The 15,334-nt window shown below is 64.4% G+C and carries 13 protein-coding genes and 1 pseudogene; 8 read left to right on the forward strand and 6 right to left on the reverse strand.

Features of this window, described 5'->3' with window-relative positions:
- The first annotated feature begins 105 nt into the window (after window positions 1-105).
- Window positions 106-2,952 (forward strand): EAL domain-containing protein, encoded by a 2,847-nt coding sequence (locus CCR82_RS02085; protein ID WP_201243706.1) that lies wholly within the window; start codon window positions 106-108, stop codon window positions 2,950-2,952.
- A complete protein-coding gene (locus CCR82_RS02090) occupies window positions 2,949-4,769 on the forward strand; it encodes an EAL domain-containing protein (protein ID WP_201243707.1) in 1,821 nt (606 codons plus the stop codon). Before CCR82_RS02085 ends, CCR82_RS02090 begins: the two co-directional genes overlap by 4 nt.
- Before the next feature lie 235 nt (window positions 4,770-5,004).
- Here the strand turns inward: CCR82_RS02090 and CCR82_RS19040 are convergent, their stop codons facing one another.
- Window positions 5,005-5,163, reverse strand: coding sequence for a DNA polymerase beta superfamily protein (locus CCR82_RS19040; RefSeq protein ID WP_201243719.1), 159 nt, complete (start codon window positions 5,161-5,163; stop codon window positions 5,005-5,007).
- Window positions 5,164-5,498: 335 nt separating this feature from the next.
- Here CCR82_RS19040 and CCR82_RS02100 point away from each other — a divergent pair, with 335 nt between their 5' ends.
- Complete coding sequence (locus CCR82_RS02100; RefSeq protein WP_201243708.1) at window positions 5,499-7,133, forward strand: glycosyltransferase family 39 protein; 1,635 nt, start codon at window positions 5,499-5,501, stop codon at window positions 7,131-7,133.
- A 357-nt stretch (window positions 7,134-7,490) separates the two neighbouring features.
- Here the strand turns inward: CCR82_RS02100 and CCR82_RS02105 are convergent, their stop codons facing one another.
- From CCR82_RS02105 to CCR82_RS02115, 3 genes are all read right to left on the reverse strand, one after another.
- Entirely contained in the window at window positions 7,491-8,249 is a 759-nt protein-coding gene (locus CCR82_RS02105; RefSeq protein WP_201243709.1) for a peroxiredoxin-like family protein, read from the reverse strand.
- A gap of 152 nt (window positions 8,250-8,401) precedes the next feature.
- Entirely contained in the window at window positions 8,402-8,866 is a 465-nt protein-coding gene (locus CCR82_RS02110; RefSeq protein ID WP_201243710.1) for a redoxin domain-containing protein, read from the reverse strand.
- Between the two features lie 220 nt (window positions 8,867-9,086).
- The gene (locus CCR82_RS02115) at window positions 9,087-9,530 is read right to left on the reverse strand and encodes a hypothetical protein (RefSeq protein WP_201243711.1); all 444 of its coding nucleotides are present in this window, start codon (window positions 9,528-9,530) and stop codon (window positions 9,087-9,089) included.
- A 289-nt stretch (window positions 9,531-9,819) separates the two neighbouring features.
- Between CCR82_RS02115 and CCR82_RS02120 the strand changes: the two genes are divergently transcribed.
- Window positions 9,820-10,572 carry a hypothetical protein gene (locus CCR82_RS02120; RefSeq protein ID WP_201243712.1) on the forward strand — a complete coding sequence of 251 codons (753 nt, stop codon included), beginning with the start codon at window positions 9,820-9,822 and terminating at the stop codon, window positions 10,570-10,572.
- 74 nt (window positions 10,573-10,646) lie between these two features.
- Here the strand turns inward: CCR82_RS02120 and CCR82_RS02125 are convergent, their stop codons facing one another.
- Together CCR82_RS02125 and CCR82_RS02130 are read right to left on the reverse strand one after the other, a co-directional pair.
- Entirely contained in the window at window positions 10,647-11,591 is a 945-nt protein-coding gene (locus CCR82_RS02125; RefSeq protein WP_201243713.1) for an MBL fold metallo-hydrolase, read from the reverse strand.
- 5 nt (window positions 11,592-11,596) lie between these two features.
- A complete protein-coding gene (locus tag CCR82_RS02130) occupies window positions 11,597-12,058 on the reverse strand; it encodes a hypothetical protein (protein WP_242513182.1) in 462 nt (153 codons plus the stop codon).
- A gap of 151 nt (window positions 12,059-12,209) precedes the next feature.
- On the opposite strand from CCR82_RS02130, the gene CCR82_RS02135 reads away from it, so the two are divergent.
- From CCR82_RS02135 to CCR82_RS02150, 4 genes and pseudogenes are all read left to right on the forward strand, one after another.
- On the forward strand, window positions 12,210-12,773 hold the full coding sequence (locus CCR82_RS02135; RefSeq protein WP_201243714.1) for a cytochrome b: 564 nt from the start codon (window positions 12,210-12,212) through the stop codon (window positions 12,771-12,773).
- A gap of 85 nt (window positions 12,774-12,858) precedes the next feature.
- A complete protein-coding gene (locus tag CCR82_RS02140; protein ID WP_242513183.1) occupies window positions 12,859-13,458 on the forward strand; it encodes a YceI family protein in 600 nt (199 codons plus the stop codon).
- A gap of 10 nt (window positions 13,459-13,468) precedes the next feature.
- A complete protein-coding gene (locus CCR82_RS02145) occupies window positions 13,469-15,058 on the forward strand; it encodes a hypothetical protein (RefSeq protein WP_201243715.1) in 1,590 nt (529 codons plus the stop codon).
- Window positions 15,059-15,150: 92 nt separating this feature from the next.
- Window positions 15,151-15,334: pseudogene (locus CCR82_RS02150) on the forward strand (glucose-6-phosphate dehydrogenase); the annotation flags it as partial.

The raw sequence follows: 15,334 nt of genomic DNA on the forward strand, positions 1-15,334 counted from the left end.
GCGTCCTCCATGGCGCCTCGTCATACATTGTTCACTTGACCGACACGTTGAATCGTCTACTTTCCCGACCACCGGTACAGACCCCGCAAGCGGCCTGAGAATCTCTTGAAGAAGGTTGATTTGGTGATCAAGCTGACAACAGCGCGCAGCCTGCGGGTGCGATACCTGATCGGGCTCAGTGCGATTGCGCTCCTGGTCACGACCTCGTTCGTGACCATGCAGCATGTGGTGTCCAAGCAGCGAAACTTCGCACAGATCGTCAATCTCGCCGGCGAACAACGAGGCCTCGTCAACCGTCTTGCTTACTTCGCCAGCCAGATGGCGACGACCGAGCATCAAGCGGACTTCGACCAGGCGCGGGCGCAGGTCGGGCGGACGATCAATCGCATTGAAGATAACCATCGCTTGCTGCGCGAAGGCTCCCCGGACGCGGGGATTCCCAAGATCACCAGCCCGACGCTGACCACGATCTACGACGATCCGATGGTTGGCGTCGATAAGGCCTTGGACAGCTTCCTCGAGCGCGCTCGCCGGGTCTACGCGACCGAGATGGAAGACTTAACCGCAAACAGCGCCGCCTACATCTTCCTCAATGTGTACGGACCTTATGCCCTCGAGCCGATGTTGGATGCGGCGGTTGACGAATACCAACGCATCGGACGGGAGTCGATCCTGCGCATCGAACGGTTCGAGCTGGGTATCTGGCTGGCGGCGCTGCTGACACTCCTGCTCGAGCTCATCCTGATCTTTCGTCCGCTGGAAAAACGCGTCACCGAATCGATTGGCTCGCTCCAAGGGGCCATTACAGAGTACGAGGAAACGCGCGCTCGCCTGGTCTCGGCACAGGAACTGGCCGCGGTTGGGGATTGGCAGTGGGATGTCCGGACCCAGCAGCTGAGCTGCTCCGAGCAGACCCGCGAGATCCTCGGCATCACCGCCGATAGCGTTGAGCCCAGTCTCGAGACACTCGAGCGCCGGGTGCGGCCCGACGATCGCGCGCGTTGGAAAGCCCACTTGGCTCAGGCAAGCGTCCAGGCCAATGCGGGCCGGCTTGAGCTCCAATACCGCATCCAACGTCCCGATGGGCAGGAACGCGTCATTGATCAGTTCGTAGTTGCCCGCCATGATCCCAAGGGGGCGCTGATCAGCCTGTCCGGCACGCTGCAAGATCGTACCGAGCGGTTTGAACTGTCGACCCGGCTGCAAAAGCTCTCCGAGCACATCCCCGGCTTCATCTTTCAATTCGAGCTGCGCCCGGAGGGCCGTATGCGTTTTCCCTACGTCAGTCAGGGCTTCGTCGACCTCTATGGGCTCTGGCCGGAGCAGGTGCATGAAGACGCGGCACCCGCGCTGACCCGCATCCACCATGAGGATATCGAGCGCCATACCAACGGCATCTATGCCTCGGCGCGGGCGTTGCACGTCTGGAACGATCAATACCGAGTCCAGCATCCCGATCGCGGCGAGATCTGGCTCGAGGGCAACGCGACCCCCGAGCGCCTGGCCGATGGCGCCACCCTTTGGCACGGCTATCTGTGGGAAATTACCGATCGTAAACGCTCGGAGGAACAGATCAGGGAGCTCGCGCTCTATGACCCGCTGACTGGGCTCGCCAATCGCCGCCTACTCCGTGATCGTCTGGAACATGCCCTGGCCACCTCGCAACGCAGCCAGCGCCATGGCGCCCTGCTCATGATGGATCTGGACAACTTCAAGACCTTGAACGACACCCAAGGCCATGATGTGGGCGATGCGCTCCTCGTTGAGGTCGGGCGCCGTGTGAGCAAAGAGGTCCGCGCCTCGGATACCGTCGCCCGGCTCGGCGGCGACGAATTCGTGGTCATTTTGGAAGCCTTGGGCCGAGACCCGGGTCAGGCGCAACAGAAGGCGATCCAACTGGCCACGGCGATTCAACAGGCCCTGCATCAGCCGTATCGATTGATGGATCGAGGATGCCCGTATCAGACCAGCGTCAGTATCGGCGTGAGCCTGTTCCATGACCTATCGCTCGGCGCTGATGAACTCCTGCGCCGCGCCGATATTGGCATGTTCGAGGCCAAGGAAGGCGGACGCAACCGCGTCTGCCTGTTCAGTGAACAGCGCGAAGCGCAGATGCACTCACGAACCTCGCTCGTCCAGGAGCTGGCGAATGCGATCCAGCAAGGCGAGCTGATGCTGTATTACCAGCCCCAGTTCCGACCGGATGGGTCGCTGCACGGTGCCGAGGCCCTGCTGCGCTGGCGAAGCCCCTCCCGGGGGCTGGTCGCTCCGGGTGACTTTATCTCCCTCGCCGAGGAAACCGGGCTGATCCTATCCATTGGCGACTGGGTGTTGAACACCGCCTGTCGGCATCTGCGCCAGATCCAGCGGTCTGGCTTGCACGATGATCAGTGCTCGCTCTCGGTCAACATCAGTCCGCGTCAGTTTGCGGATCCAGCCTTTCTGAGCAAGGTCGAGCAGGCACTGACATCCCATGCAGCACCGGCACAAGGTCTCAAGCTCGAGCTCACCGAAAGCAGCCTCTTTCACGACATGGATCATGCCATCGAGATTCTCGGGCAGTTGCGCGAACAGGGCATCGGTATCGAGCTTGATGATTTTGGCACCGGCTACTCCTCGCTGAGTTATCTCAAACGGCTTCCGCTCGACGCCTTGAAGCTGGATGGCTCGCTGATTGCCGATGTCGTCAGCGATGCCAGGGATCTGGCGATCCTGCGCGCAGCGATCACGATGGCTAAAACCCTCTCATTAACCGTGATCGCCGAGGGCGTCGAAACAAACGAACAGCGCGCCTTCCTTACCAGCGAAGGCTGTGATCTCCTGCAGGGCTACTTGCTCGCACGTCCCATGCCTTTCGATGACCTCGAGGCGCTCATCGAGCGAGCGGCCCGACAGCGATCCCAAGACCCGACCAGCGAGCCAGCCCATCAGCTGAGGCAGAACAGAGCATGATTCAAACTTCGCTTGGCCCTGCGCGCTGCGATGATCCGAGCACGGGCGATTCGATCGATGACGCCTCCGTGCAGGATCTGGATCGAATCTTAGCGCGGCAATCCCTGGCGCCCGCCTTCGCGCCGATTGCCGAGCTGCGACTGCGTGACCCGCATGGCTACCGCGGCCAGGTCAGCGGACCCGCTGACAGCCCACTGCGCCTACCCTTGACGCTGTTTGGCGTGGCCGAGCACTGTGGGCGCTCGGCAGAACTGACGCTGGCGGCCCTCAACAGCCTTGCCACACAATTCCAGGCGCAAGGACTCGGCGGCAAACTGTTCTATCGGGTCAGACGCGCGGCGCTCTACGACCCCGGCTTTTGCGCTGATCGGCTGCAGGACATCTTGACACAGGCGGGGTTGGAGCCGGACAGGCTCGTGCTGGGGCTTTCCGAGCATCGCGCCCACCAGTCCAGTCTGAAAGCATTGAGTCGATTGTTTGCCGATCTCCGGGCGCTCGGCATCCAGATGATGCTGTGCGGCTTCGGCGATACTCATGGCGGGCTCCTCGCCGTGCAGGCACTGCGCCCAGACTACATCGAATTGGGCCGCGGCCAGATCGAGATCCTGCGATCACCGGTGCCCAACCTTGATTTCGTGCGCGCTACCCTGGATGTGGCCCGGCGTTTCAATGCGCTGGTCGTCGCCACCGGGATTGACACCGAGCAGGATCTGCGCGCCGCCGAGGCGCTCGGTATCCCGCTTCTGCAGGGCCACTCGATCGGCGCGCTTGATCCAGCGCCGAGGAAACGGCTGCGCAAAAAGCTGTTTTGCGGCGCTGCAGACTCCGATGGCGGCCTGGGTGACGCGCAGACGGCGACGGTCGCCGGACTCGCAACCGAGATCCCACCCGTGTGCGCGGACTATAGCGTCGAGGAGGTCGGCGAGGTCTTTCATGCTGCGCGCCAACTGCAGACCCTGCCGGTGGTGGAAAAGGGCAAACCCCTTGGCCTTGTGCGGCGAATGGACTTTATGAATCTTTTCCTCAGCCGCTACGGACGCGATCTACACGGCCGCAAACCGATCCGGTTATTCATGGATGCCAGGCCGGTGATGGTCGAGCACGACACCCCCATCAATGAGGTCAGTCAGAAGCTCACTGACGACAACCAGAGCCATGCCCAGACCGACTTCCTGATCACGCGCAACGGTCGCTACCTAGGGGTCGGCTATATGGTCGATCTGCTGCGCGAGATCACCGCCTTGCAACTGCAAACGGCGCGCCATGCCAATCCGTTGAGCGGCCTGCCGGGCAACGTCCCGATCAATCAGCGAATCAACGAGATGTTGCGCAAGGGGCGTGCGTTCGTGGTCGTCTACGTGGATCTGGACCACTTCAAGCCGTTCAACGACGCCTATGGCTACAGCAAGGGGGACGAGGTGATCGTCGCGGTGGCGACGCTCTTACTGAGCGAATGTGGCACGCTGGGCGATTTCGTCGGCCATGTCGGTGGCGATGATTTCGTGATCCTGTTCGAGGATGACGACTGGGAGATGCGGTGCCGGCGCATCCTCGCGACCTTTGAGGCGCAGGCGCCGAGCTTCTACAACGCAACCGACCGTGAGAACGGCGGCCTCTGGGGTGAGGATCGCCAGGGCACTCGGGTGTTCTTTCCCTTTCTCAGTCTCTCGCTGGGCGCGGTGCGACCCGATCCAGACTGCTGTGACTCCTTCCACGATGTCGCGACCATGGCCGCCGATGCAAAGCACATGGCCAAGCAGCAAGCGGGCAACAGTCTGTTCATCGAGCGCCGCTGCGGACCGCATCGGGTCGCTTGATCTTCAAGGGTGCGTCGGGATGGCGCACGACTCGACGAGATTCAGTTCCAGACCAGCTCAGCGCGCGTTTGCCAGTACACAGCCGGGTCCTCGGCGAGCGTCTCGATCAACACCTCAGCCTCCGCCTCCCAAGCGATGGCTACAGCGTTCAGATTCGACTGCAGTCTGAGCCCCGGCGCTGAACAGCTGCGGGCCGAACACTTCTGCTTGGTCGGCGCTGACTGAAGACGAGCCCTCAGAGGAAGCGCACATCGTAGTCGCTATCCGGCGAGGCGAAGCCCCAGCCGCGGCTGCCGGATTCGGCAGGCGAAGAGATGCGTACCGCATGATCGGCCTCGATCCCGTCAGCTGGGCGAAGATCTCCAGGTCCAGGCGTTGCGGGCGCGCTCGAGATCCTTTGGGTTCATGGTGGTTCGCTGCTCTTAATAGGGTGAAAGTTACCAAGGCTCGTTGGCCGGGCGCGCATGGGCGGTTGGATTTCCTATCCTTCGCGAGGTCTGCCTAGAACCCGGCACACTTGCGTTGTAACATCGCGCGTTCCGCAACGATGTGGCCTTGGAGCACGCGGGCAACGGGGCCCTCGGCCGAGTCGCGTCGATGCCGGGGCAAGACTCCTCCCTTGCCGTTATTCGCTATCTATCCAAGCCGGGCTTTCGTCGCTCGTCATAACTGCAGGCCGACGCCGGCGCTGCGATATTGTTCAATTCCTCTCAGGTCGATCAAGTGGTTGTGGATTCCCGAGAAATACCCCCTCCGGAGCGCGCGCATCGTCGCCGCGAGGGTGATCCGATTTGCGCCAACGGCGAGTCCGGAGCGCCGACGGCAAGCGCCCCTGCGGTCCGCGTTGCGTTGCACGAGCAGCCGCTGGCGTCCGCCGAGCGTTGGCTGATCTTCGGACTGTTCTTATACTTTTCGCTGCAGGCGCTGATTCGCGCCACCGGAGCGGCGGCGCTGGAGCTCGATGAAAGCGAGCTTGCCGTCGTCGGCCAGTGGTGGCTTATCGGCTATAACAACCAGCCGCCGCTCTACGTTTGGCTGCAGGCGGTCGCATTCCGCGTGCTGGGCCTGGATCTCGCCGCGCTCAGCGTGCTGAAGAACGCGCTGCTCTTCACCACCTATCTCTTTACGTTCTTAGCCGCCCGTCGGCTGCTGCATGAACCGATGCGCGCGATCCTAGCGACGCTGTCGCTGCTGCTGATCGCGCAGTTGGCTTGGGAGGCGCAGCGCGACCTCAGCCATTCGGTGATGGTGACGACCGTGGCCGCCGCCAGCTTTTATGCGCTGCTGCGCTGGTACGCGCGCCCGAGCACGGCCGGCTACCTGCTGCTCGGCGTGCTGCTGGGGCTGGGGCTTCTGTCGAAGTACAACTATGTGCTGTTCGCCGGCGCCGTGCTGTTGACGCTGCTCACGGTGCGGCGCGGGCGCGCGCTGTTGTTCGATCCGCGGCTGCTGCTGACACTGCTGGTTGCGTCGGCGCTGGTGGCACCACATCTGGTTTGGCTGATGGGCGACCCGGGGCTGATTGCCGCTCTTCCGCATAAGCTCGATTTTGGCCAGCGCACTTGGCTGGTGTCGGGGCTCGGCAGTACGTTGGTGGCCATGGTGGACTTTCTGGCCCCCTGGTGGGTGATCATGCTGCTGGTGTTCCGGCTCGACTTCCTGCGCGCCATTGCCATGCCGCAGGACTCGGACCTGGGTTTTCCCCTGCGCCGCTATCTAGGCGCGCTGCTGCTGTTGCTGGCGGTTTTGCTGCTGCTCGGAGCCTCCCACTTCAAGGCACGCTGGATGTTGCCTCTGGTGCTGGTGGCACCAATCTATGTCTTCGGCACCATGGCGACCTCCGCCCTGACGCGCGTGCGGGTGCGCGCCTATATCGCCACGGCGCTCATCGCCGCTGCGCTGGTGCTTTCGGTGATGGGATGGCGGCTACACGACTGGCCGGTACCTGCCGGGCGTCAAGCCCTCGCCGAGCACTTCGACACGGTAGCAGAGAAGGCCCGCGAGATCGGCTTCGAGCAGGGCCTGATCATCTCCGAGCGGTTGTTGGACGCCGGCAATTTGCGCCTGCGATTTCCCGACAGTACCGGTTGGGCGAGCAGAGTCAACGGCGCTGCGCTCACCTGCGGGGGCAGCGATCTACTGGTCGTTTGGGATACCGAAGGGCGCGCCGCACTGCCGCAGGAGCTGAGGGAGTTGCTGATAGAGGGGTTGGGAGTCCCGCCGGGTGAGATCGAGGCTGCTCTGCCGCAGGCGTTGCAGCGGGCCGCGGCAGGTGCTGATTCGAGCATGAAGGCCTGGCCTGCATTGTTGGTCTGGCCTTCGCGGCTGAGGTCGGATTGCCATTGGACCGATGACGTATCCTAATCGAGCGCGGCCAAGGACGGCTGAGCCGACGGCCAGCGAGGGCGGTTCGCTCCGGCAGCCGATAGCCCGACCGCAGGAATCGCAGCCGCCGACGACCACCAACGCGTGTTCACGCCTAGACGTCCCTCCTTGTAGAGGGTCTTCGCAGCGATGACTACGGCTGATCGATGCTCCTGGCGCGAGGCCGAGCAGTGGCTGAATGCGCTGCTGCATTCAACCCCACTGGGCTGACAGACAACAAGGTCGTTGCCGGTCTGGTGTGTCTGCCCGTAAGTCGTCCGGAGTTGCACCTCAATGCCGCGCGATCTGGCTCCCATTACTCCCATCTGCGACGGGATGGAGCGCTCGCCTCCGCCGCTAATCGCCGACCTGATCCAACGCCGCAATGATCGCGGCCGGCTCCATACGCTGGCGATAATCGACGTCGGCAAACGCAGCGCGAATCACGCCGTCACCATCGATCACGAAGGTTGCCGGCACCGGCAACACCCGCCGATCGGGGCCGTTGTACTCGGTCAGATCCAAGCCGAGACGCTCACGGTAGACGGCATCCAGATCGGCAGGGACCTCGAAGTAGAGGTCATAGGCTTGCATCACCCGATCATCCAGGTCGCTCAACACCTCGAACGCATAGCCGTCGTCCTCGACCTGCTCACGGGATTTGTCCGGCAATTGCGGCGTGACCGCGACGAGCTGCGCGCCGCGGGCCTCGATCTCGGGCAGGGATTGCTGCAAGGCACGCAGCTGCAGATTGCAGTAGGGACACCAGGCACCGCGGTAGAAGGTCAGCACCACCGGCCCTTCGGCGAGCAGATCGGCGAGCCGCACGTGCTCACCGAAGGCGTTCGGCAGGCTGAAGTCGGGCGCCTGAGCGCCGACCGCCAGTCCTGGCTCTGGCATTGCAGTCGCCAGATCCTCCGCGGCGCGTTGCATGATGGCCCGATCGGCCGCATCGAGCTTGGGTCCGCCGGTCTTGGCGCGTTCCGCCTGAAAGGCGTCCAGTGCCTGTTGATAGCTCGGCAGGGGCGCGTCGGTCGCGGTCTCGGCTTGCGCAGCTGACGCCAAGAGCAGCGAGGAGGAGAGCAGTGTGATGAGGGGAAGCGATCGCTTTTGCATCTTAGCCTCTGGTGATCGGGTGGTGGTCACGAAGCGAGTCGTCGCGTCAGTGGCTCGAGGTTGATTGGCCTCAACGCAACGTCGCCGTGGGTGCGGTTACGCCGCCGCTGTGGTGAACGGCTGGAATGGCAGCGGGAAGACTTCTCGATTCGTTAACCCGCCACCAACGCCAGCACCTGATCGCGCAGTGGCGGCTGATCCCAGTGCGCCTCGCCGATCATCCGTAGCGCGATCCGGCCCTGCGGATCGATCACATCGGTCACCGGCAGCACCGGTACCGACCAGGCCGATGCCGCGTGCATCCGCGGGTCGGGCAGCAAGGGAAAGCCGACAGCGACCGTTTCGGCGAAGGTGGCCACCGTTTCCGGGCTGTCGCCTGCGGCCACCCCCCAGACAGCGACCTCGGGATGCTGGCGCGCGAGGGCATCCAAGGCCGGCATCTCGGCCTTGCAGGCGCGGCAGTAGACGGACCAGAAGTTGACCACGACGACGCGCCCCCGCTGGGCGCTGAGATCGTAGGTCTCCCCATCGAGCGCGGTGAGCCGCAGCGCCGGGGCGCTCGGCCTCGGATGCAACCGCTGCAGTCCGCGGCCGACGGCGGCAGAGGGTACTGTCACAGCCAAGAGAGGCAGCGCTGCGAGGCACGCAAGCAGCCGGCGGCGGCTCAGTGCCATAGGTGGGGCAGAATCGAACGCGTCGGTTGGAGACAGCATCTAGGAATCCTTGCAGCGAGGCGCTGCTGCGGGTACCAATCGGGCGCTGCAGGCACTCCCGCAGCGCGTGGCTGGACTCCGATGCCCGGCCATTTCCGCTGACCGGGTCTCGGCGTGCAAGCGGCTATTGCACCTCGCCGCTGAACTGGAACCAGCCATCCTCGTAGACGTATTCGTGCATGTCTTCATGCGCCTGCTGGGTCCAAACGGTCTCGAAGCCATCAGCCGTTTTCACCATGAAGGCGTCGACGACCATGGTGTTGTACTTGTCGTCGACGGTTCCGGTCGCACGCGCCTCTTCAAGCACATGGCGGACCTTGACATCACGCGGCAGATTAGAAAGGAAGAAGTACTCACCATCGGGCTGCTGCAACACGAACGTCGGCTCAAAAGCAAGATGCGGGTCGAGCTTGTTGGCCGGGCAGGTATGGCCGCCGTGGGCGCAGCCATGGCCGTTGATCTTGCCGGTGATGGTCTCCGCCTGGGCGACGCCCCCAGCGAGGACGCCGAGGAGGCCGATCAGCGGCGGCACAGCGGTGCGAAGCGCACGGGTCATTGCGTTGTTCATGAGTGATCTCCTGCTGAAAGGTCTTGCTGAGTGAAACGGCTTGATCAGGCTTGATCAGGACGGGGTGGCAGGGCGAGCAGTGCGCTTGCCTCCCATCATCCCGTCATTGGCTAAGACCCGCTGAGGCGACTGGCTCTTTCAGCCCGACTCATGGATGTCGCCATCGGATTCGACGAGCGGGCGCCCTTGAGTGCAATCCCCCCGGTTTCGCGAGGTTAAAGGGGCCATGATGACGGCGTTGCATCGGTTGCACTGAAATATCACACGGGAGTGAACGGTCCCACTGGCCATGATGGCGACCACCGACTCTTACCCATTCCGCGAATTGAGGCTTCTGCCGGGCTCCTCCCTGCGGTTACGAGGCCGCTGCGTCAGCATCCCGGCGAGCTATCGCGCGACTTGGCCCGATGGCTTTGGGGCTCGTGGCTGGAAGCTCGATGCCAACCTGGATGACCCCGAGATCATCGCCGCGACCAGCGATGCCAGCGGCACCATTCCGACCTCGGTCTTGGTCCATGATGCCCTGGATCATCTGCTCTGCGGGTTCGCGCCCAGTGGCCATCGCGCCGAAGCGATGGCCCTCGAGCAGCTGGCGCGACGCACCGGCTCCGACCCAACCCCGGACTATCGGCAGATGGCCCGCGAGGATCTGCTCACCGGCCAGGTGGTTGGCGAGCCACTGTACCGATTCATCGGCGCAGAGCTCCGTCATCAGCTGCCGACGACGGCGGCCGACTGGGATGATCGCTCGGTGGTGAATGCGCTGCGCGAGCGACTCGGTGACGAGGCACTGGTCGAGCAGCTGGTCCAGCGCATGGCCGGGCTCGGGCATGCCGGTCGACCGCACGCCCTGCTGAGTTGGCGCGTCACCGGCTTTGCGTACGCCCGCCGCACCGAGCTTGGACTGCGCCTGCAGCGCCTGCTCGAGCAGATGGACGCCTGGGTCGACGCCGAGGGATTGACCGAAACGGCCGGCGAGATCCGCATTGGGCAGGGCGGCTGCGCCTTTGTCGCCGATCAGGGACCGCGCTTGGAGGTTTAACAAGGCTGTTCGTCGAGACTGCTTTCGGCAACCTAGACGCCATTCTGGACACGGGACTGAGCCCTGTCCTCGCATCACCGGCCCCGCGGCTCGAGCCCGAAGCAGTCCAGATCCGAGGCGACGCTCAGCGCGCCCGGATAGACAGCGCGAATCCGCGCCAGACTGTCATCCAAGGCCCGCTCCGAGCGGCGCATCAGATGGCTCAGCACCAGATGCTTGACCCCGGCCGTCTTGGCGATCTCAGCGATCTCCGAGGGCAGGGCATGCAGCCGTGCGGCGATCGCTCCCGCCTGCTCGGGCACGGCATGGTCCATGATCAATAGATCGGCATCGCGCGCAAAGTCGACAAACCAGGGATCATCGCCATTCAGATCCCCGCTGAAGACGATGCGCTGATCACCCACGTCGATGCGATAGGCCAGCGCCGGGACCGGGCCATGGGTGACGCCGATGGCACTGACCCGATAGTCATCCGTCTCCAACACGGGGATCGGCTCCTGGCTGTCCGCCTCCAGCGTGTGGCGCTCCAGCCTGACCAGCCCATCGCTGCCATCGAGATAACCGGCGAGGTAGCCGAACGCCCCGGTCTGCGCAGCAAGTAACCCCTGCAGATAGCTCTCGAGATCCGGGTAGTCCCCGCCGCCGGTTGGGCCGGCAATCGGCAACGCCCGGCTGCGCGGGCTGAAATAGCCGCTCTTCAGCAGCGCCGGCAGGTCGGTCGCATGGTCGGCGTGCAGATGCGTGAGTGCGATCAGATCGAGGTCCGCGAAGCGCGCACTGCTGGCCCCATAGCGCGCGAAACTGCCGCCACCGAGGTCGACCAGCACCCGCGCCTTGCCCTCCAGCCACAGCAGATAGCCCGCGCTGGCGCGCTCCTGCTGGGCCTCCGGACCGCCGGAGCCGAGCACCTGTACCGCAACCGGTGCCTCGCAGGTGCTGGCAGCGATGCTGCTCCCCGCGCCCAGGCTGGCTACGAGCAACAACCCTGTGGCGAGTTGCCATCGTTTTAAGGTTCGCATTGATCTCACCCGGTGAGGCTTGAGCCCAGTAATCGCCCCAGCCAGGTCGGCCGTGGGGACGGAGCGTCGAGCGCCGCGTGGAGATCGAGCGGCGGCATCAAGCTGATGATCCAGCCTGGCACGGGTGGCTGATCGCTGAAGCCACAGACGACACCGAGCCGTCGCGGGTGGTAGACCTTGATGAAGGTCGGGGTCTCGAGATCGTCAGCATAGACGATGCCGCAATAGTCCTCCCGGTGCTCACGATGCAGTAGCGCATCGAGGTTAGTGATGAATGATTCGACCGCAGCCGCCTCGGCTGGCTCAGCCGGTGGCGCCTCATCGAGGTCATAGAGATACCAGCCGGCCGCGGCATCACGGCGCAGGCTGGTCCACAACTGATCGAGCTGGTGCCAGCGCAGTGTGGAGGTAAAGCTTCCGCGGAAACGGCTGAGAAATGAAACGGCACTGTCGTGGGTCTCTTGCATGGTGATCACGTCGTTTTGGGGTGGCGTCATGAGGGATGAGGTGGATGGCTGCGAAGGTTCGCTGCAGATCACCCGTTAGGACCGTCCCCGTGGCGGCCTTCTTTCGCCATCAACGTCGCCTGCTGACCGAGAGTGCACACTGACCTAAGCCATGCTGCGCAATCGCCACGACACCTACGGCCTCGTTGCCGTGATCTTGCATTGGCTGGTCGCGCTTGTCGTGGTCGGTCTCTTCGGTCTCGGGCTGTGGATGGTCGAGCTGACCTATTACGACGACTGGTACCGCCGCGCCCCGGCGATCCACAAAGGTGTCGGCGTACTGCTGTTCCTCACCGTGACGCTGCGTCTGGGCTGGCGTTTGCTCGGCCCGCGGCCGGCGCCCTTGGCAACGCACTCGCTGTGGGAACGGCGGATTGCCCGTGTCACCCATGCGCTGCTCTACGCGTTGCTGTTCGCGGTGATGCTGAGCGGCTATCTGATCTCGACCGCCGATGGGCGTCCGATCGATGTCTTTGGTCTGTTCAGCGTGCCGGCCCTGATCACCGACCTGCCGGATCAGGCCGACGTCGCCGGCGAGGTCCACCTGATCCTGGCCATCTCGCTGGTGTCCCTAGCTGGTATCCACGCCCTGGCCGCGCTCAAGCATCACCTGATCGATCGGGATCGCACCCTGCTGCGCATGCTGGGACGAGGATCAGCGTCCAAGGCGCGCTGATGCACCGCCAAACCGATCGGTTGCGACCACGCCTGTCCTCGCCAACCAATGATTCGCCTAACCCATGACCCACCGGAGACTGACCATGCCCATGCCCATGCCAAAGACCCTGACCGCCCTGAGCCTGACCGCGGCGCTGTGGCTGCCCGCGATCGCCGCCGCCGAGGTCGAGGCGTACGTGATCGATACCGAGGGCGGGCATGCGTTCGTCCAGTTCCGCATCCAGCATCTTGGCTACAGCTGGCTCTACGGGCGCTTCAACGACTTCGGCGGCGCCTTCAGCTATGACCCCGAGGACCCCGACAACGCCAGCATCGAGGTTGAGATCGAGACCGCAAGCCTGGACTCCAATCATGCCGAGCGTGACAAGCACCTGCGCGGAGACGACTTCCTGGATGTCGAGCGCTATCCGCAGGCAACCTTCAAGAGCACCGCCGTCGATCTCGACGAGGATGGCACTGGCACCGTGACGGGCGACTTCAGCTTCCATGGTGTCACTCAGCCGATCACTCTCGAGGTGGAGCAGATCGGTGCCGGACCCGACCCCTGGGGCGGCTTCCGTCGCGGCTTTCAGGGCTCGACCCGCTTTGCGTTGAAGGAGTTCGGCATCGACTATGACCTGGGTCCCGCTTCGCAGGTGGTCGAGATCATCCTGTCGATCGAAGGCGTGCGCCAGGATGGCTAGCGGCGACGTGATGATGCAGCCGAGAGCCGCGTTGGATGAGACCCGCAGGGCGGCTGGCGATACGGGGCAATCGCTACCCATCACGCGCCGCCGCTTTTTGCTTGCAGCGGCCGCGGCGATGCCTGGGTGGCCGCCGGCGCTCACGGTCGCGCGCCCCGAGGAGGGGACGGCGCCTGAACTGCTCGACCTGCTGATCGAGACTGAGCGCGAGACCTTACTCGAAGCGCTGGTGACACGGATCGTGGCTGGGCTGACCTATCCCGAGCTGCTGGGTGCCCTTGCTGACGCCGCAGCGCGCCAGGTCCGACCCTATCCGCACGTTGGCTTCAAATATCACGCTTTCATGGTCCTGCATGCGGTCGACAGAACGACCAGACACAGCCCCTCCGAGGAGGCCTGGCTACCGATCCTCTGGGCGGCTGACGCCTTCAAGGGCGCTCAAGCCCAGGAACAGTCCCGAGGCGGCTGGGTGTTGCCCGGCGCCTCTGCAGCGCGCGAGTCCAGCCGGATCGGCCGCTCGGTACGACAGCATCCGGAACGGGCGCTGCACCAGGCACTTGACCAATGGGACGCTGAGGCCGCTGACGACGCGCTCCTAATCTTGCTACAGCAGCGCGCGCCGGAGCAGGTCCTGGAGGGGCTTTGGCGCTACGGGGCGCGCGATTTTCGCGCGATTGGTCACAAGGCGATCACGGTGGCGAACTGCGCGCGGCTGCTGCCAATGGTGTCGCGCGCGCGGGCCGAGCCAATGCTGCGCTCGCTGGTACTGGCGCTGCAGAATCACCGGGGCGAGCCCAATCCGGCGACCACGGCGCTCGCGGCTGATGCGCCCTGGCGCAACAACCAAGAGCGGATCAAGCGGTTTGAGCGGCCAATGACGCCTGACGCCGAGGCGACCGACGCCAACAACGCGGCGCTATCGCACGACCTGCTCGCGGTGCTGCGCGAAGGCTCGGCCGATGACGCCGGCGGCGCGCTCGCGGCGACACTCGCTCTGGGAGTCCCCGAGACCAGGCTCTGGACTGTCGTGTTCGCAGCCGCCGGCGAGCTGATGCTGCGCGATCCGGGAATCCTCGCGGTGCATGCCAACACCACCAGTGATGCGCTCTTCTTGGGCGCCAGACGGGCAGCTGACAGCGACACCCGCACGCTGCTGCTCCTGCAGGCGGCCAGCTTCCTGCCGCTATTCCGTGATCTGATCGGTGGTGACGGCGATGCGCCGCAGCTCAGCCGCCTGGAGCCGGCGTCACCCATGGCCGGCGCCGCCGCCGATTCCGCCGAAGCGCTCGAGGCGGTCTTTGCCGCTCTGTCCGCATCGCGCCGCGAGGCCGTGCCCAAGGCGCTGGGCTATCTCGAGGCCGGCGGCTGCGAGCAGGCGTTCATGCGCCGTGCGCGGCATTACACGGTCGAGCGCAATCAGGGCGCTCATGACTACAAGTTCACCGAGGCGGCGTTCCGCAATGCCGCGGCCATGCCCGAGCACTGGCGTCGGCGCTACCTGGCCGCATCAGTGCTCTACATGAACGGTCCCGATGACAACCAAGATCCGGCGGTCACCAACGCGCGCCTGCTGCTCGCTGATGCCGGGGCCAGGCGCTGAGGCGGGCGCGAGCACTGCAAGAAAACGCGCGCCGCTCGGGTCTCAAAGGGACAAACGGATCAGATTCCCAACCCCGACCCCGAGGACCCCCGATGCCGGCCGATATCGATCTCACCACCCGTGTCGAGCTCCCACGCGCCGAGCTGCCCCAGGCCGAGCCCAGCGTCCTGGTGATCTTCGGTGCCAGTGGCGACCTGACCCGACGCAAGCTGATCCCGGCGCTGTTTCATCTCGCCGGCGAGGGCTGCCTGGCGCCGGAGCTGCAGATCATCGGCA

It is taken from the genome of Halochromatium salexigens (assembly GCF_016653295.1).
Lineage (GTDB): Bacteria > Pseudomonadota > Gammaproteobacteria > Chromatiales > Chromatiaceae > Lamprobacter > Lamprobacter salexigens.

What these genes read in the sequence shown, in the direction of transcription:
- CCR82_RS02090 (WP_201243707.1), top strand. Translation starts at nt 2,949, where the DNA reads ATGATTCAAACTTCGCTTGGCCCTGCGCGCTGCGATGATCCGAGCACG.
- CCR82_RS02105 (WP_201243709.1), bottom strand. Translation starts at nt 8,249, where the DNA reads ATGCAAAAGCGATCGCTTCCCCTCATCACACTGCTCTCCTCCTCGCTG.
- CCR82_RS02115 (WP_201243711.1), bottom strand. Translation starts at nt 9,530, where the DNA reads ATGAACAACGCAATGACCCGTGCGCTTCGCACCGCTGTGCCGCCGCTG.
- CCR82_RS02120 (WP_201243712.1), top strand. Translation starts at nt 9,820, where the DNA reads ATGATGGCGACCACCGACTCTTACCCATTCCGCGAATTGAGGCTTCTG.
- CCR82_RS02125 (WP_201243713.1), bottom strand. Translation starts at nt 11,591, where the DNA reads ATGCGAACCTTAAAACGATGGCAACTCGCCACAGGGTTGTTGCTCGTA.
- CCR82_RS02130 (WP_242513182.1), bottom strand. Translation starts at nt 12,058, where the DNA reads ATGCAAGAGACCCACGACAGTGCCGTTTCATTTCTCAGCCGTTTCCGC.
- CCR82_RS02135 (WP_201243714.1), top strand. Translation starts at nt 12,210, where the DNA reads ATGCTGCGCAATCGCCACGACACCTACGGCCTCGTTGCCGTGATCTTG.
- CCR82_RS02140 (WP_242513183.1), top strand. Translation starts at nt 12,859, where the DNA reads ATGCCCATGCCCATGCCAAAGACCCTGACCGCCCTGAGCCTGACCGCG.
- CCR82_RS02145 (WP_201243715.1), top strand. Translation starts at nt 13,469, where the DNA reads ATGATGCAGCCGAGAGCCGCGTTGGATGAGACCCGCAGGGCGGCTGGC.